Annotated in this window: 16 protein-coding genes; 4 read left to right on the plus strand and 12 right to left on the minus strand. The window is 46.8% G+C overall.

Annotated features, from left to right (window positions below; translation table 11 throughout):
• Nucleotides 1-7: 7 nt before the first annotated feature.
• From BMW79_RS16905 to BMW79_RS16925, 5 genes are all read right to left on the minus strand, one after another.
• Nucleotides 8-880: a ThuA domain-containing protein gene (locus BMW79_RS16905; protein ID WP_089896652.1), complete on the minus strand. Its 873-nt coding sequence runs from the start codon at nt 878-880 to the stop codon at nt 8-10.
• A gap of 130 nt (nt 881-1010) precedes the next feature.
• Nucleotides 1011-1961, minus strand: a complete 951-nt coding sequence (locus BMW79_RS16910; protein WP_089896653.1) for a 2-hydroxyacid dehydrogenase — start codon at nt 1959-1961, stop codon at nt 1011-1013.
• A 3-nt stretch (nt 1962-1964) separates the two neighbouring features.
• Nucleotides 1965-2450 carry a VOC family protein gene (locus BMW79_RS16915; protein WP_089896654.1) on the minus strand — a complete coding sequence of 162 codons (486 nt, stop codon included), beginning with the start codon at nt 2448-2450 and terminating at the stop codon, nt 1965-1967.
• A gap of 24 nt (nt 2451-2474) precedes the next feature.
• Nucleotides 2475-3641 carry a mandelate racemase/muconate lactonizing enzyme family protein gene (locus tag BMW79_RS16920; protein WP_089896655.1) on the minus strand — a complete coding sequence of 389 codons (1167 nt, stop codon included), beginning with the start codon at nt 3639-3641 and terminating at the stop codon, nt 2475-2477.
• Between the two features lie 19 nt (nt 3642-3660).
• Nucleotides 3661-4545 carry a sugar phosphate isomerase/epimerase family protein gene (locus BMW79_RS16925; protein ID WP_089896656.1) on the minus strand — a complete coding sequence of 295 codons (885 nt, stop codon included), beginning with the start codon at nt 4543-4545 and terminating at the stop codon, nt 3661-3663.
• Between the two features lie 281 nt (nt 4546-4826).
• Between BMW79_RS16925 and BMW79_RS16930 the strand changes: the two genes are divergently transcribed.
• Nucleotides 4827-5759 (plus strand): AraC family transcriptional regulator, encoded by a 933-nt coding sequence (locus BMW79_RS16930; protein WP_089896657.1) that lies wholly within the window; start codon nt 4827-4829, stop codon nt 5757-5759.
• 10 nt (nt 5760-5769) lie between these two features.
• On the opposite strand, the gene BMW79_RS16935 is transcribed toward BMW79_RS16930, so the two are convergent.
• The 3 genes from BMW79_RS16935 to BMW79_RS16945 form a co-directional block, all read right to left on the minus strand.
• Nucleotides 5770-6249, minus strand: a complete 480-nt coding sequence (locus BMW79_RS16935) for a hypothetical protein (protein WP_089896658.1) — start codon at nt 6247-6249, stop codon at nt 5770-5772.
• Nucleotides 6250-6376: 127 nt separating this feature from the next.
• Complete coding sequence (locus BMW79_RS16940) at nt 6377-7921, minus strand: FAD-dependent monooxygenase (protein WP_089896659.1); 1545 nt, start codon at nt 7919-7921, stop codon at nt 6377-6379.
• A gap of 40 nt (nt 7922-7961) precedes the next feature.
• Nucleotides 7962-8777, minus strand: coding sequence for a helix-turn-helix domain-containing protein (locus tag BMW79_RS16945; protein ID WP_089896660.1), 816 nt, complete (start codon nt 8775-8777; stop codon nt 7962-7964).
• A gap of 123 nt (nt 8778-8900) precedes the next feature.
• On the opposite strand from BMW79_RS16945, the gene BMW79_RS16950 reads away from it, so the two are divergent.
• Entirely contained in the window at nt 8901-9131 is a 231-nt protein-coding gene (locus tag BMW79_RS16950; RefSeq protein WP_089896661.1) for a hypothetical protein, read from the plus strand.
• Nucleotides 9132-9158: 27 nt separating this feature from the next.
• Here BMW79_RS16950 and BMW79_RS16955 read toward each other — a convergent pair whose 3' ends face one another.
• On the minus strand, nt 9159-9563 hold the full coding sequence (locus tag BMW79_RS16955; RefSeq protein ID WP_089896662.1) for a hypothetical protein: 405 nt from the start codon (nt 9561-9563) through the stop codon (nt 9159-9161).
• Between the two features lie 76 nt (nt 9564-9639).
• Here BMW79_RS16955 and BMW79_RS16960 point away from each other — a divergent pair, with 76 nt between their 5' ends.
• Complete coding sequence (locus BMW79_RS16960; protein WP_089896663.1) at nt 9640-10521, plus strand: helix-turn-helix domain-containing protein; 882 nt, start codon at nt 9640-9642, stop codon at nt 10519-10521.
• Nucleotides 10522-10600: 79 nt separating this feature from the next.
• A complete protein-coding gene (locus BMW79_RS16965; protein WP_089896664.1) occupies nt 10601-11725 on the plus strand; it encodes an FAD-dependent monooxygenase in 1125 nt (374 codons plus the stop codon).
• Nucleotides 11726-11798: 73 nt separating this feature from the next.
• Here the strand turns inward: BMW79_RS16965 and BMW79_RS16970 are convergent, their stop codons facing one another.
• The 3 genes from BMW79_RS16970 to BMW79_RS16980 are packed head-to-tail and all read right to left on the minus strand — an operon-like array spanning nt 11799 to nt 17482.
• A complete protein-coding gene (locus BMW79_RS16970) occupies nt 11799-12674 on the minus strand; it encodes a glycerophosphodiester phosphodiesterase family protein (RefSeq protein WP_089896665.1) in 876 nt (291 codons plus the stop codon).
• A gap of 17 nt (nt 12675-12691) precedes the next feature.
• Complete coding sequence (locus BMW79_RS16975; protein WP_089896666.1) at nt 12692-14233, minus strand: RagB/SusD family nutrient uptake outer membrane protein; 1542 nt, start codon at nt 14231-14233, stop codon at nt 12692-12694.
• An 18-nt stretch (nt 14234-14251) separates the two neighbouring features.
• On the minus strand, nt 14252-17482 hold the full coding sequence (locus tag BMW79_RS16980; protein WP_177192211.1) for a TonB-dependent receptor: 3231 nt from the start codon (nt 17480-17482) through the stop codon (nt 14252-14254).
• Nucleotides 17483-17663: the final 181 nt, after the last annotated feature.

Genomic DNA, 17663 nt, shown 5'->3' on the forward strand with positions numbered 1-17663 from the left:
TTGATTATTATTTCGTCACACGGTAGGGCACCTGGATATCCAGTTTTCCTTTCCATTTCTTCGGGATCTTGAGGCCCAGTTCATAGTGAACGGCGTTGATGACCAGGCGTTGAAAGGGTTCCTGCTGGAAGTCTTCCGGATGGCCCATGGTAGTCATAAAAACGCGGCCGCCGAAACTATTGGTGCCTGTCCAGGCAACTGGGTTTTCGATGGCTTCTTTATCAGGATTCACCGCTTTGCCCATCAGTAGCCAGGTAGAACCTTTTACAGGGTAATCAGGCAGCACGCGGTATAACCAGGAGCGTACGTGGAAATTGGTAGCTACGCCGGTGAGTATTGGATTGTTGGCCTGCGCCGGAATGATGTGTACATCTGTGCTGCTCTCGTGTCCGTAGTGGGTATGTCCGGCAGCGCCGCCCCATCCCGGAGGAGCATTCAGGGCAAATTCCCCGAAGGCATTCCATTTTTCATTGGGATCTCCGGCCGGAAAATGAAAAGCGTGGGTAGTGGTGCGGAAGCCCATTACCGGTTTACCGGATTTCAGATAGGCATCGATATGTGCCAGTTGATCTGCTGGAAGTCTGCGCCAGCGCAGATAGAACACTGCCAGATCGGCGTCTTTCAATGCTTCCAGGCCGGGAATGTTTTCTTCGCTGTTATGATCAGGGGATGCTTTCAGAACGATCGTTTTCATGCCATAATCCTTCTCCAGTGCAGCGGCTATCAGTGGCAGGGTTTCTTCACCGCTGTATTCATGATCTCCCGTTACGAAAACAACCAGTGGCTTTTTGGCTTTTTTGGATGATTGCGCAAAGAGTGAGCCGGTGCAGGTAATGCTGGCAATGACCAGGAGTAATAGGTAAACGCAGAATTTTTTCATTTAAGCAGAGATTAATGATGACCGTTTTATTATACGCCGGGTACGGTATGGCATAGCTGAGTTGGTGCTGAATTCAGCGTATGGTATCGTAATAGTATTTTGTTTATGCTGACAAATAACCGGTTGTTGCTTACAACAGCGCATCCCGGTTATATATACTGTTTTGTTCGGGTGGTTCACCGGTGAGTACCGCCACTACATTGTTGATTGTGAGCAGGCACATTTTCCGGTAAGTGGCTGCTGTAAGGCTGCCGGAATGCGGTGTGATAATGGTCCGCGTGTGATGCACAATAGCAGAATACCGCATAGGTGGTTCCTCTGGAAGCACATCCGCCGCAAAGCCCGCGATCCCTTTGGTATTTAATGCGTGCAATAATGCGGCATGGTCAATGAGCGCTCCTCTTGCCGTGTTGATCAGTAACGCCCCCTGCTTCATTAAGCACAATTGTTTTTCTCCTATGAGCCGGTCTGTTTCTTTATTAAACGGAAGATGGAGACTCACTACATCTGAATGTTGTAATACTTCTTCGAGGGGGGCGTATCTGTAAGGAAGATCCTGTGCAGATTTGCTCCAGTAAAGTACTTCCATGCCAAAAGCATCTCCCAGTTTTGCTACCCGCCTGCCAATATTTCCCATTCCCAGTATGCCGAGGGTTTTACCGTTCAGTTCATCGCCTGCATACTGACTACGCCAGTTCCAGTTGTCCTGTTTTACCTGGGAAACCGATTCATACATCCGGCGCATCAGCATGAGCATCAGGGTCAGGGTATGTTCCGCAATAGTAGCTGCGTTGCTGCCGGGAGCATTGATGACCGGGATTTTTCTTTCCGTTGCTGCTGCTACGTCTACGTTGTCCAATCCTACGCCACATCTGGCCACCACCTGTAAATGCGGGCAGGCAGCTATGAGTGGTTGATGGATCAACCCTTTTCCCCTCGTGATGATGGCATGGACCTCTTCCTGTTGCAACACGTTGTTCAAACTGGCTTCATCATACCCTGTGAATACATTCACTTTTTCCTTAAGTATGGCTAAAGCTTCGTCTGCAACGGTTTCGAGCAGCAATACGTTTTTTTTCATCTGTTATTTATGATATAAGGTGGCATCGTCCGATCTGTATCCTCTGAAATCATTTCTGTTGGAAACGTATAGTCCTTCTTCGTACAGTTCATCTGTAAAGATCCGTGGGTCTGTTTCTGCTCCCGGTACGGAGGAAATTTCCACGAGGTTGCCGGCAGGATCGCGCACAAACATCTGCATGGCGCCGTCGGGTAGCTTTCTTACTTTTCCCCATGGATGTATATCGATAACATTCAGTTCCTTCATCCGGAAGAAAATACTGCTAAAATCATCTACCTGCACACAGATATGTCCACGGAAGGAGGTTTTGTCTTCCCATTCGGAAATATGCAGCTGTTGTTCTTCATTGAACCTGAAAAACATCACCGGGTAATCGAACCGGAAAGCGGCAAGTGGCTCCAGGCCTAATTCATGCTGATAGAAATGACCTGCTTTTTCCAGGTTGTCTACAATCAGTGTAACGTGATTTATTTTAAGTGCTTTGGCCATAAGTTGGTATTTACAAGATCACTTTTAAACTTTTTGTTTATACTCTTTTACAAAATCCCAGTCTGGCGTAACACCCAATCCTGGTGCGGTAGGCGCGGGTATCCGGCCATCTGTAACGGTAATCTGTTCTTTCACCAGTTCATACATCATCGGATTTCCACCTGATGAAAATTCGATGATCGTGGCGGATGGCGAAGCAAAAGCTACGTTCAGTCCTGCCATGAAAGAGAAGGCGGAGCCCCAGCAATGCGGCGCCAGTTCCAGTTGATGTACACTGGCCAGGTGTGATACGCGCACTGTTTCTGAAATACCGCCAATGATGGCTGCATCGGGCTGTATCACATCAATGGCTCTCAGTTCCAGCAGGTCGTTGATATCAAAACTGGTATACTCGCTTTCGCCTGCAGCGATCGGAATATGTGTGGATGCTCTTACTTCCGCAGTTCCTTTTTTGTTATCCGGACTGATGGGTTCTTCGAACCAATATAAGTTACAATCTTCTACGCCACGGCAAAACTGTTTCGCTTCCGGAACGCTGAAGGTGCCATGTGCATCGGCCATGATTTTGATATCCGGTCCTAATGCAGCCCTCGCCGCTTTTACCCTGTCGATGCTGTTTTGTACAGTCTGATCCATCACGCCCACGCGCATTTTTACACTTTGAAATCCTTTATCTACGTAGCCTTTCAATTGTGCGCCAATGTTGTCAACATCTGCCCATCCGCCACTGGCGTATGCCGGCATGTAATCGCGGCAGGTACCTCCGATCAGGTCCATCACCGGTACCTGGAGCATTTTACCTTTGAGATCCCATAAGGCCGTATCAATGCCGCTCATAGCGGATACGGTGAGACCTCTTCTTCCGAGGATCGGAAATTTCCTTCCCCTCGACAGCGCATAATGGTCGCGGGTACCGTTATACATCTCTTCCCATAAACGGGTAATATCTTTGACTTCCCTGCCCAGCAATGCGGGCTTCAGCTCATTTTCGATACAATTAACAATAGAGGCGCATACCCCCGAAGACCCAACCGCCGCTTTTGCTTCTCCGAATCCCTGCAAACCGTCTTCTGTCGTGATCACCACCAGCGTCATGTCAAAATTGGCCAGGAGCCCATAATCCGACGTGTGTTGTTTTTCTTTAGGAACGGGACAGCGTAACCAAAATGCTTCTACATTAGCTATTTTCATCTGTTAGCAGTTGACTTCTTTAAATAAGTTTTGACAAAGTATTGAATGATTGGGTGGTCAGCATGGTATAGAACTCTTCTGTTACCGCTGTACTGCCGTGATCCTGCAGGAATTTCTCCTGTTCGGAAGACAGGTTCTCCGGATTTTCATCGATAGAATCCGGGTAAGGATTGGCTGGCGTACGATCCAGTGGTGCACAGAATTCTACGGAAAGCACGTCATTGTAATTGATTTCACGTAACGTAGCGATGATCTTTTCCCAGTTGAGATGGCCCATACCGGGCGCCATCCTGTTGTTATCTGCCACGTGAAAACCAATGAGTTTTCCTTTGGATTTCCTGATGGCGGCAAACATATCTGCCTCTTCGATATTCATGTGAAAGGTATCGAGGCAAACCCCGCAATTGGGGCCTACTGCGGCTGCCAACGCCAGTGCCTGATCAGCCCTGTTGATAAAATAGGTTTCAAACCTGTTGATCGGTTCAATACCTATCAGTATGCCGGCAGCTTCACTGTACGTATATATTTCCTTCAGGGCGTCCACTGCCCAGTTCCATTCTTCCTCCGGTCTTCCGTCGGGAATGATTTTTCCAACGGTGCCGGGTACCACCGATACCATATGGCCATCGAGTTCCTTTACCATTTTGATGACATCCTTTACATACTGCACTGATTTTGCACGTTGGGCCTCATCCCTGGCGAGCAGGTTACGTTCTCCCAGCATCAGGGTAACAGATCCCCAGCAGGAAAGGCCATGGGCCTTCATCAGCTGGTTGATGCTTTTTGTGTCGTACTGTTCGGGATTGCCGGCAATTTCAAGTTTGGTATATCCAAGCGCAGCTACTCTTCTGATAGTCGTTTCTATCGTTTCGGATCGCATCCAATTGTGTATCGCTAGTTCCATAACGCATTAATATATAAAAGTGGATGAATGGTTTCTACAGGTGATTGCTACTTAAACTTTACTTGTCCATCATAGAAGAATAACCAATGGCATAGCAGCTTTCATGCGTGGCCCGGCCGGTTTCATAACAGGAACGTTTATAAAAAATTCATTGTATCACAAACTTATTCAGACTTCCGTTGAAATAAAAGTACTTCATTTGCAAGATATCAATACTATATTTACCATAATTCTGTTTTTTTGCTTTAGAAAATAAATAGTGTACTAAAAATAAAGACATTATGAAAGTTTCTTACCGACCCGTGTCTACTCCGGAGGTTTCATACCGGCATATTTCTACCCCGGAGGAAGCCAGCTTTGTGGTAAAAGAATTTTGTCAGCCGCGATTCACGAATACTTTCCATTTTCATCACGGGTATGAACTGATCCTGATTGTAAAAAGTGCCGGCAGGATGTACGCAGGAAATAAAGTCATGAATTATCATGAAGGCGAAATTTATATGTTTGGTCCGGGTCTGGTGCATTGCTTTTGTAACAATAGCACCCCTGTGGGCAGCGACGAGATCGCGCATGCTATTATCATACAGTTTACAGAAGATTTTATCGGCAAGGATTTTTTTGATAACCTGGAGTTACGGAAGATAAAAGAACTCATGCAGCTATCTGAATACGGTATCAAATTCAAGCAAACCTCTTCTAATGTGGATTCCCTGTTTTTTCAGTTCAGGGCCAATCAGCAAATGAAAAACCTGATCCTGCTTTTGCAGATCCTGGATGAGTTGTCGTTCCGCAGTAATGAAAGTGTGCAGCTGCTCACAGATGATTCGAGGAAAATACGGTATAAGGATGCCGACTCAAAAAAACTGGAATCGATCTTTAAATATGTGCTGGAGAATTACAATAATCAGGTAGATAGCAAGTCGGCCGCCTCACTGGCCTGTATGAATGAAGCTGCCTTTTGCCGCTATTTCAAAAAAAGAACGACTAAAACGTTTTCACAATTTGTAAATGAAATCAGGATCAGTCATGCTACGAAGTTGCTGATTGGCACGGATACCGGGATCTCTGAAATATGCTATGCCTGTGGCTTTGACAATATTTCCTATTTCAACCGGCAGTTCAAAATTTACCAGGGCAAATCTCCCAGGGAATATCGCAAGGCATTTGAGGAGAGTAATGCCGTGGCGCCGAGTTTCCGGCCAACGGGGGAATGAGGCTCTTTTATCACATGGTCATAAACCAATGTTGATCGTTATGTGCATAATATCTGTCCAGGTCACCAAAATCTTCTTCTTCATCACATCCCGCAATATATGTCAATGCCTTCGCTGCGTCCGGGTCTGTATTTGTTTTCAAGTATGCAATGGTTGCGGGAAGTCCCATGAAAGGCACTAGTTCAATATCCACACCACAATAGGTATCAAAATCTGTATTCTTCGCTTTCCAGACAAGCAGACAATCTCCGATCTGCCGGTGCAGGGCTACCATCAGGCATCCAAACGCGATATCCTGTATGCCGATGTCGTGCATGTAGGTTTTGCGCAGATCGACCAGCGACGCAAGGAGCCGGATGGCAAAATTCCTGTTGGTGCGCACCTGCAATGCGTTGTAGACTTCCAATTTATTTGCAATCATCCAGGTTACATCATCAACCGGAATCTCTTGATGAGTGTTGAAATGATCAAAGATAGCCTGCATGTTCATGGTGAAAGCGATTATAATAACGGATCAGTGGCATTAGCAGCGAATTTCATCAATACCTGCACAAAAGTAATCAGATCAGTTATATCAGGCTATTGAATGTTTTTGACTTGATAAAATGATGGGCGATCTATGACTTTTTTTCATGTACGGTCCCGGGAATACCGATGAACCAGTGCGCCATCGCCTGTTCCAGTTCGCTGTAATCAGGGGTTGAGGCAGCCGCCCATGCAATATACCCATCAGGACGTATCAACGCAGCGCTCAATCCCGGCTGTTCTTTCGCCCGTCCGGCCACATACAATACATCATATTCATCTGCCAAAGTTTTCAGGAAAGGATCCGTATTAAAGTCGATCAGCCATCCCCGGCCATCGCTCAGCAGCTCACTGATGGTGGTACCATCCTGCCATTCAAAATTTGGAACACTATGTCCTGTTAAAGGATGGGCGCCGTCCAAAGGGTAATGGGTATGTATGCCCCATACCCGGCCAGCCATATAGGTGGCCCCATCGCGGGTATTGATCAGGTCGCGGAAAATGGCGTATAAAGCGTGTGCTTTGGGTGTTGGTTCCATGATGGCTACCTGGGCGCGCGACCAATCCAGCACTTGCGCCCCGATGGGATAACGTTCTGTATGATAGCTGTCCAGTAAGTCTGCGGATGCCTTACCATGTATGGTATTGGCGAGTTTCCAGCCGAGGTTCATGGCATCGCAAAGTCCGAGGTTAAGTCCCTGGCCTCCCAGGGGAGCGTGAATATGTGCGGCATCACCGGCTAAAAATACCCGGCCATTGCGGTAGGCAGTGGCTTGTCGTGCCCGGTCGGTCCAGGTAGTAGCAAAATGCAGGGAGCTGATGGTTACAGTTGTATCGGAGATACGGCGTAACACTTCCTGCACCTGTTCGGGTGTGACAGGTTGTTTGGAATCGTGAAATGCACCGCCGTCAAAATCCTGTATCACTACATACCCCGGTTGGGATTGAAGATACATACCCGTGGCAGTGACATTGCGGCCGGGGTTAAGTTTTTCGGGATCAGCGAGATCTATTTTTGAGGAGTAACCCGTGAATGCCGGCTCTGTGCCTGCAAATTCAATACCGGCGGTCTTGCGGACAATGCTGCGGCTGCCATCGCAGCCTACCAGCCATTTACTTTGAAAAGACTGGCCACCTGCCTGCACGCTTACCCCATCGGCAGTTTGATGAAAGCCAGTGATGGGCAGTCCCCATCTGATCACTACTCCCAGTGCTGCTGCGCGGTGGGTGAGCACTGTTTCCAGTTCCTCCATGGTAGTCACCAGGCTGGTTTCAGTGGAACCCGGCAGCCGGTTGGTCCATTGTGAAGTATCGATATTGCTTTCAAGAAATGGAATGCCGGCAAAGTGTCCTGCCTGGCGGCCTGCGCCCTGCGCAGCATTGGCGTTTGGTTTTTTTAGATGTTTGTGGAGCTCCAGTTCACTCAGTAGTCCGCGACGGTAAAGCGCTTCAATAGTGGGGGCGGAGAGGCCGCGTATACCGAATGGCGCCTGCTTTAACGGCGAATGCGGAGTGTCTGCTTTTTCCAGTATAAGAACAGCACAATTGGCCAGGGCAAGTTCACAGGCGAGGAACAGCCCCACAGGTCCGGCGCCGGCAATGATCACATCAGGTATTGTTGCGGATGTATTTGTCATATAGCATGATTATGACACAAAATTCCGGAATGCTGCTGGCTCAGGATTGTATAAATGCGACAAAATCTTTTTCTACGGCTTGTTTTCTTTTCTTTGCCTTCCGCGCAAAGGCGGCGGGAGTGGTGCCGCAGTAACGCTTGAATTCTTTGCTGAGGTGGGATTGGTCCGTATAACCGAGTTCATGTGCCAGTCCGGCAATATTGGTATCCGGATGAAGCCAGAGGTGATTGCGTACCTGTTCAAAACGTATGAGTGCAGATACGTCTTTTACCGTATAGCCGGAAGAGTGCTTAAACTTTCTTTCCAGGGTACGAACAGTAGCATGTGCCGCCGCTGCAACTCCGCTTACCGGCATAGTGCCATTGGCTTTTCTCATGGCTACACCTGCTTTGAACAGCATACTATCCATCCCTACCTGCGACCGTGCTTCCAGGAAATACTGCTTGAGGATCGTCAACGCTTCATCAATATTACCCGCTTTTATTAATTGGCTTAAGGTGGATTGCAACCGGGCGATAGGATGCTCAAACATGTGTACACTGTTTTTCCCGGAAGGAAGTCCGAGCAGATCGAACACAGTCCAGGGAAAGCACCTGACACCAATCACCTCCAGTACGTTTGTTGCCTTTAACACCACCGGCCGATTGAGCAGGCCCATCATAAAGGGAGATGGCAACGGCTGCAGTTGTTCCTGGTGCGAAATACTACAGGTGCCGCCGAAATAAAAAATAATCTCCGCATAGCCATCCGGTAATATTTCGAAATCGGACGGCTGTTTTCCGAAGTCTCTTTTGTGGTACCAGAAGCACTTGATGGTATCCTGCAGCGCTTCAGGGGATTCAAATTCCTGGTGCATCCCGGCAATTTAGCATAATTATTTATAGCGATGTTGCCGCTTTATCGGCACATTTTCCCGGCATGTCTATTTGTGATTAAAGGAGATAGGGGCATGGAATAGTTTTGTGTAACAGACATTTTTATGAAAGCAGCCACAGAACGTAAGATCATCCGCTGGTTACACCTCGTACTCAGCATTCCCATCCTGGGGTACATATATGGGCCGGTAGCCAATATTCCACCAGCTGCCAATGCCGTGCGCTGGGTATTTTTGCCGGTGGTAGTACTCAGCGGGCTCTGGATGTGGAAAGGGCACCTGCTCCGGAAGAAGTTACCTAAACGGGTACATCATTCTTCCCGGATGGAAAGATAACGGAGGAGGCAGGCGATCCTGGTGGATTTACTTTTCCAGCGTTACTACTTCGACTTCTACCTTCGTCTTACCTTTTTTTTCCTTTTGTTTGGTTTTGGTTAATATCAGCTTGCTGCCGCTCACAGACACAACATAAGGCTGCTTGTGCTTTTCCGGTTCACCCATAAACACCTGGTTACCCTGAATACGAAGCGGCAATGTTTCGGTATGCTTGCCAAATTTCTGGCTGATTGTTACAGTGGTGGCTGTGAACGTATACGTTTTTTCTCCGGCCTGATATATTTCTTTATCTTCTTCTGTCACTGTTCCTGCAGTGGTCTCTGTTTCTATTTTTGAAAGCGCCTTCCAGGTCCCGTTGAGATTTGGAATCGCCTGTTGGGAAAAAGCTTGTCCGGATAATAACAACGCCAGAAAAAAGAATACGTTTTTCATAAGATCATCAGTTTATGATTTATAAGTTACTAATTTTAAGGGAAATAACCGGTTATTAAACAGTACTTGAAAAGTGATGCGTAAAAAAACTACCTCCATCCCGGTGAATGTAAAGGCAGATGAATCAGGCATAGGTATTTCCATTGAAAGAATGTCTGCTAAAGATTTACCCGCCGCGGATAAGGCGATAATAGACGCTTTTATAGCATCCGGGCAATCACACCGGGAGGATGGTCATTCTTTCTTTTTGCTGGAAGAGGGAAGTGTTTCCATAGAAATTGATTTTCAGCAACACAAAATACCGCGTTCATCTGTGTTGTACATGCACCCAAACCAGGTACATCGTATCACTGCGTTTAAGAATGTGGTAGTGAGTAGTTGGTCCATTAATAATGAGCACCTGCGGCCCGAATACCTGGCGTTGCTGGAGAGCATCGTACCCGCAAAGCCTTTGGTATTGAATAAAGAAACCTTTTCCCTTTTTTCTGAAGCGGTATCGCTTGGGATAAAATTTTCCGAACGGAAGGAGGATAAACTATATCAGTCGTTATTGAGAGACAGCTGTAACGCGTTGGTGGCATTGGTAATTTCCCAATATCTGGATGAAGCCGGATCAACAGGGAAGCCCTCGCGCTTCCAGGTGATTACCAAAGCTTTCCGGGAGATGTTGGAACGCAATTATAACACCGGAAAACGACCCACGGCATATGCACGTGAACTCAATATATCTGTTCCTTACCTGAATGAATGCGTCAAAAATACGACCGGCTATTCTGTATCCTATCATATACAACAACGTGTGATCCTGGAAGCCAAACGCTTGTTGTTCTATTCAGACAGATCGGTGAAAGAAATTGCTACCGAACTGGGATTTGATGATTACCCCTATTTTTCCCGGCTGTTTACCAAAACAACAGGCATGACACCGCTTACCTTCCGCAACAAAAACCTCGGTTAGTCCAATACTTACCCTCTTTGGATATTTTGTATCCCCGTGATGTGTAGTTCCTTTACAGCATCAAAAAGGAAATTACACCATGAACATACAACAACAAAAGAAAGTACTTATTTCCGGCGCAAGTTTCGCCGGACTATCAACGGCTTACTGGATGCATCAACTGGGATACAAAGTAACCATCGTTGAAATTGCAGGCGGCCTCAGAATGGGCGGTACACCGGTTGATATACGTGGCAATACCGTAGATATCGTGAAGCGTATGGGCATTTTTGACCAGATCAAAGCCCATAGGTTACAATTGGAATTGTGGGAATTTAAGAATGCCGACGATGTAACGGAAGGCTCGATGTTATTAAGAAAAGAAGGGGAGCCGCTTCCGAATGATGAATTTGAAATAGAGCGGAATGTCTTACTGAATATTTTATTTAATACCGTAAAGGAAAGTACTGAATTTATTTTCAACAACAGGATCATAGCATTGGAAGAAGGGGAAGATGAAATGCTGGTTAACTTTAAAGACGGGACAGAACGGGCATTTGACCTGGTATTTGGCTGTGATGGTATACACTCTGCTGTAAGGGACCTCTGGTTTGGTAAAGAAACGGAGTATATGCATTTCCTTGAACAATATTTTTCCATCTCCATCGTCCCGAAATCGCTGATCAGACAAAAAACGGCGCAAATGTATAATGTGCCGGGCAAGTCCGTTATGCTTAATGCTTACAACGATAAGACCGACATCGTTCTTTGTTTTGTGTCAGAAAACGAAATTCCTTACGACTATCGTAATGAACAGCAACAACTGGAAATCATCCTGGAACAGTTTACCGGCGAGGGCTGGAGAATCCCTGAATTACTGGAAGAGGTAAAGCAATCGGAAAATTTCTATTTCGATAAGTTATGCCAGATCAGGATGCCTTCCTGGACAAAAGGCAGGGTGGCATTGATAGGCGATGCCGGTTATTGCGCTTCACCAGCTGCAGGAATGGGTGGGTCGTTGGCGATAGATGGGGCTGCGGCGCTGGCAGCGGCTTTTGAAAAGCACGAAGGAAATTTTGAATTGGCGTTTCAGGCATATAACAAAGATTTTCGTCCGTTTATTGAACAGGTGCAGGCGGAAGCCGTGAGAACAGAACTGGAATCGCTGGTGCCAAGAACAGAAGAAGCCATCCGCAAAAGAAATGCGCAAAGTACTTTCTTTTAATACAGGCAGAGTATTATTGATGCAAAAAGCCCTACAGTATTCAACTGTAGGGCTTTTTTGTTCAAGGGCACCGTTATTGATGCCGGCCTTTTTTCCTTAAATACCGGAGCAGCTTTTCCGGTAAATCAGTCTGAATAATATTTGCCTGCGGATACTTTGAAAACAGCAGGTCAAATCCTGTATTTTCATTTGCTTTTTCCATATTATCTATTTCGTCAAGTGCGTTGATCCATACCCGTGAGCCTGCCTTGAGGATATCGGTCATGAGCTTTTCTGTATAAAAAGAGGGATCAACGTGAATCGCCGGAAACTTGCCTATACCTAAGATGGCAGCCGTTTCCGCTGCATCATGTGCCCGGGGCATAATGGGAACCTGCTTACTGATGCTTTGCAGAAAAGTAGCATCCTGGTAATCATAAATAAAGAACAGGATCTGTTTGGTGGTGCCGGTGGAATTTATCAGCGCATATGCTTTACGGGCTGCTTCCTGGCCATCGGCTTTGAAATCAACGTCTATGATAATCTTCCCTTTTGCCAGCAGCAATGCTTCCTTGAAAGTCGGTATCCTCTCAGCGGTCGGCTTCCCGTTGTGTAGTAAAGGGAATTGTTTCAGCTCTTCATAAGTAAAGCTGCTGACTTCTCCTTTCTGTCCGGTAGTGCGGGTAATGGTTTTATCGTGCATCAATACGAGTATGCTGTCTTTGGTCAGACGAAGATCGATTTCTGCGATATCAATACCCTGTTTGATGGCTTCGCTGATCGCGGCCAGCGAGTTTTCCGGATAGTTGGTATGGGCGGAGCGATGGGCTGCCACCAGGATCCGGTCCGGGCGTTGGTGGAAATCTTTTAAAATGAGATCCACGTTTGCTTTGGAAGATTTGGTAGTTTGTGCCTGAACAGATGCCCAGGTACCACCTAATATGAGGGCAATAAAAAAGTAGCGTTTCATTCGTTCTTATTTTTGATTTAAAAATATCCCTCGTTTTGTGGGAATTTAACGGTCGATAAGTCTATCTGCGCCTGCGGAATAGGACGTAATACGTGATATGCTTTTATGTTGACCGCATTGGGATTATATTTCTTCACCCTTTCTACCAGTTTACCCGTGCGTACCAGGTCCATCCAGCGCATGCTTTCGCCGCCCAGTTCCCGGGCGCGCTCATCCAGGATCTGATCTATGTTCAGTTGGGCGGCGGTTACTTCCGGTAATTGCTTACCTGGCTTGGCTGCCCTGGCTCTTACTGCATTGAAGTAGGGAAGGGCTTCATCTGCTTTTCCCGCCAGCATGAGGGCTTCTGCTGCCAACAGGTAGGTTTCGGAAAGACGATATACGAAGAAGTCGCGGAACCCATTGAGGTCCTGTACGCTGGCACGGGTAGGATCATCGTGTTTTTTGATGGCCCAGTGCATATTGTCGTTGTTCGGCGCAATAAGGGACGTAACGCCGGGGGAGATCTGCCATACTACGGTATCGCCTATCTTTTTTCCGGCTGGCAGGGTAGCGGTATTATTATATGTCCAGGTATAACGGAAGGTAGCGTCAAAGCGGGCATCGTTCTGGTCAAACAGCTCCCGGAAAAACGCGGTAGGCCTGAACCTGGTATAAGGACGGCCACCTTGCAGCAGATCGCGTTTTAAGCCGGCAAACTGGTCATAGGCAGGCGTGAAGAAAGCATGTCCCTGGTTACCGTCGTCATTAAACAGGGCGTTGTTGATGTATTGTACGGCAAATACAATTTCCGTATTCCGCTGATTGTTGTAATCAAATACGCTACCATAAGTCTTTACCAACTGGTAAGGTCCTTCTTTGATTACCTTTATAGCGGCGGCAGCGGCGCCTTCGTTATCTTTCAATAACAATTTTATTTTTGCCAGCTGATGAAGGGCGGTACCTTTGGTAATCCGGCCATAATCAGGGGAAGTCCAACCCAGTTCATCGACTGCAAACTGGGTATCTTCCAGCATACTTTTCCAGATCTCTGCTTTGGCTGTTCTGCCGGCATCTGTTACCACTCCTTTGGTTTCATGCGCGGAGTACACCACATCTCCAAACTGAAGGGTGAGCCAGTAGTAGTAATGCGCACGTAAAAAACGCGTTTCTGCTTTATACTGTTTTTTAAGTTTATCGTCCATGGTCACGAGGTCGATCTTGTCAAGAACCGTATTGGCAGCATTGATACCGGCATAGCAATCGTTCCAGATACCATTGAGATAATCATTGGCCGGATTGAGGGCCGTGGAATAATCGTCCATAAATTTGTAGCCGCCATCTTTCCCATGCTGGAAAAGATCGGTACCCATAGTGGTAGCGGTAAACCCTTTTTGTGAGCCGTATAGTCCCCGCAGTTTGCTGTATACACCGGTAACACCGTTGGCAATGCCGGCCTGGTTGCTGTATATGGCTTCCGGTACCGGTTTATAGAGATCTTTTTCGTCCAGGCTGCAGGAAGCAAACATCGTGCAGCTGAGGGAGATGGCAGTAAGTATATGAAGTTTATTAAATGGCATAACCTGTTGTTTTAATCATTAGAAAGCAGCATTGAGACCGATGGCATACATTTTCACTGTAGGGTACATGGCGCGGGTGCCGTCTGATTCAAATTCCGGATCCTGTCCTTTGTATCCGGTGATCGTAAATGGATTTTCAGCGCTCAGGGTGATTTTCAGCGTTTTAATGGCGGCACGTTGCAACCATAATTGCGGAAGGGAATAACCCAGGGAAAGATTTTTTATTCTTACGAAAGAGGCGTCTTTATAAGCCAGTGTTGCGCCCTGGTATACGCCTTCCTGGTTTTTATCAGGCCGGGGATTTTCGTTGGTAGGATTTTCCGGCGTCCAGTAATCTACATTGATATTGTTGTACCTGCCGGCCAGGCGGTTATTGTTTTCATACCACCTGGAATAGATCAGGTAATTCTGTCGTGTATTGATCACCACATTCAGCTCCATGCCCTTATAGGAAAAACGGTTGGTCATACCGCCAATCCAGCCAGGGAATTGCGATCCGAGGATCATACGGTCCTGGTCACTGTATTTTTTATCTCCATTTTTATCCAACAGCTTTATCTGTCCTGGTTTGGCGCCGTAAGAGGCAGCCAGTTCGGTTTCACTGGTTTGCCAGATCCCCGTTTTCTGATAATCATAGAATACTTTGATAGGCTGACCAATGAACCATTGGTTACCTATATCATCTTTTCCATCTCCATACAGTTGTACAATTTCATTTTTGTTGGTAGAGAAGTTCAGATCGGTAGTCCATTGAAAACCGTTTTCAGTATTTATATTGACGGTCGATATAGTAACTTCCCATCCTTTGTTGCGCGTGGCGCCAATGTTTTCCAGTACTTCAGTGTACCCGGTGCTACCAGGGATACTTCTTCTTAACAGGATATTTTTGGTGTTGGAAATATAATGTTCAACGGTACCGGTAATGCGATCATTGAACAAACCAAAGTCGATCCCGGCATTCAGGGATGCGGTAGATTCCCACTTAAGATTTGGATTCGCAATGGTAGCGGGCTGGAAGCCGTTCATACCTGTTTCACCAAAAGCATAGCTGCTTTTTTTGAGCGTACTGAAAGTACCATAAGGCAGGATACCATTAAAGCCGGTGCTACCGTAACTCAAGCGCAGTTTCAATGTATTCACTTTAGGGAGCGCCTGCATAAATGGTTCTGCATCTACACGCCAGGCAACGGCGGCAGAAGGGAAGTACCCCCATTTATGACCAGCGGCAAAAACAGAAGAACCATCGGCCCTGCCGGTAACTGTAAAGAGATAGCGGTTTTTGTAATCATAATTGATACGCGCCATGTAAGACAGTAACAATGATTTGCGGTAGTCGCTCGTGATACCGGTTACTTCGCCTGCTGTTTCCAGGTTGTGATAGCTCTGGGCCTCATAGGGCAGCTTATTGGCACGGATACCGGAGCTGTTGATGGTTTGCTGCTGGGAGCTTTGCAACAGGGTAATGCCCAGGCGCTGCGACTTTGATAACTGCTTATTGTATTTGAGTATATTCTCTACCGTTATCGAGAACATGTCTGAATTGCTTAAACCTGCGGTGGCATTTCCTCCCTGGTTATCATCCGTTTCACTGCCTTTAAAATAGCCATCTTTGGAAGCTTCCATTTCCGGTCCGATATTCAACCGGTAGGTGAGGTCTTTGAAGATATCCCATTCGCCGTACATACTGGCAAATACACGCGTTTTATAGCGTTGGTTTACGGTGTTCCGAATAACCGATAGTGGGTTTACGCGCTGGCCTTCGTCGTTGTTGGGACGGAACAGCAGTTTGCCGGTACTGTCGTAGGGAATACCGAGCGGATTTAAACGCAGTGCGTTATCAAATACCGTATTGTCTGTCACATTCTGGGTGGACATACTCGCCAGGGTAGATACGCCCATGCGGATACGGCTGTTGACCTGGTGGTCGAGGTTAATGCGTAAGGCGCCACGGGTAAAATCTGTTTTGTCGATGATCCCTTTTTCCTTGAAATAGTTGAAGGAAACGGCAAACTGTGTTTTTTCTTTACCACCGGTTACAGACAACTGGTGATTCTGTTTGGCGCCGTTGTGATAAATAAGATCCTGCCAGTCGGTAGATCTGCCTTTCGCCAGTGACTGGAGGGCAATATCATCAAAAAGCGTGGCGTCTGCCGGGTAATTGTTATTGGGATCGGCTGTTCTGGCGGCTTCGCGGCGAAGTTGTGCAAACTGTTCACCATTCATCAGATCCAGTTTCTTTGTGATGGAAGTGGCGCCATAATAAGCATCGTAGTTCACGTTGGTTTTGCCGGCTTTTCCTCTTTTGGTAGTAATGATCAACACGCCATTGGCTGCACGGGAGCCATAGATGGCGGTAGAAGAAGCATCTTTCAGCACTTCCACCGAGGCAATGTCATTGGGGTTGATTTCATTAAAACCTCCCACCATCGGGATTCCGTCCAATACAATCAAAGGGCTGTTATCATTTTTGATAGAGCGCTGTCCACGCAGGAGGATATTAGCGCCGGCGCCAGGTTCGTTACCACTGCTGAATACATCCAGTCCGGCTACTTTACCTTTTAACGCCTGTGCAGCATTGGTGGTAGGTTGTTCGGCAATTTCGCTTCCTTTTACGGAAGAGATGGAACCGGTGATATCTCTTTTTTTCTGCGTTCCGTAACCCACTACTACTACTTCTTCCAGCCCTTTTACATCTTCCTGCAGTACGATGGTGCCGAGATGACCCACCGCCACGGTTACTTCCCGGCGCATATAGCCAGACATGGAAAAGAGCAGGATATCGCCTACAGCGGCATCTACGGAAAAAACGCCTTCGTTGTCGGTAACGGCGCCCCGGTTGGCATTTTTAACGGCTACGGTTACACCTGGCAGCGGGGTACCTTTTTCATCAGTCACCTTGCCTTTTACTTTTTCCGCAGCCAGTACGGTAAAAGCGGGAGATGGAGGAGGAGTAGCAGCCTTTTCTTTTTCCAGGATGATGATCTTGTTGTTTTGTATTTTGTACGTCAGCCTGGTATTACGTAGGAGTTCATTGACCGTCCAGGCCACTGTTTTTTGCCTGGCTTGCAGGTCCACGGTTTTGTACGGCGCAATCACCTGTTCATTATAGACAAACAGGTAGTTTGTTTTTTGTTGAATGATGCTAAATGCTTCTTTGAGTGATTGCCGGGAAAAAGAGCAGTCGATGGTTTCATCGCCGGTACGCGACTGGCCTTTGGAAACGGCTCCCAGCAATAGTTGCGTGCTCATAAGAATAAGGATAAATAACCTGCATCCTGTTTTCATGATCTGTTGAATTAAGGACACGACAATCCTGGTATAAATTTTCATACCTTTATACGGGTTTTAATAATTGATTAAATCGTTAATAAAATCCAGAGAGAAGGATCAATAAGTGATTGGCGTTACGCATTGATCTTTTCTTTTTAAG

The organism is Chitinophaga arvensicola (assembly GCF_900110835.1).
Taxonomy (GTDB): domain Bacteria; phylum Bacteroidota; class Bacteroidia; order Chitinophagales; family Chitinophagaceae; genus Chitinophaga; species Chitinophaga arvensicola.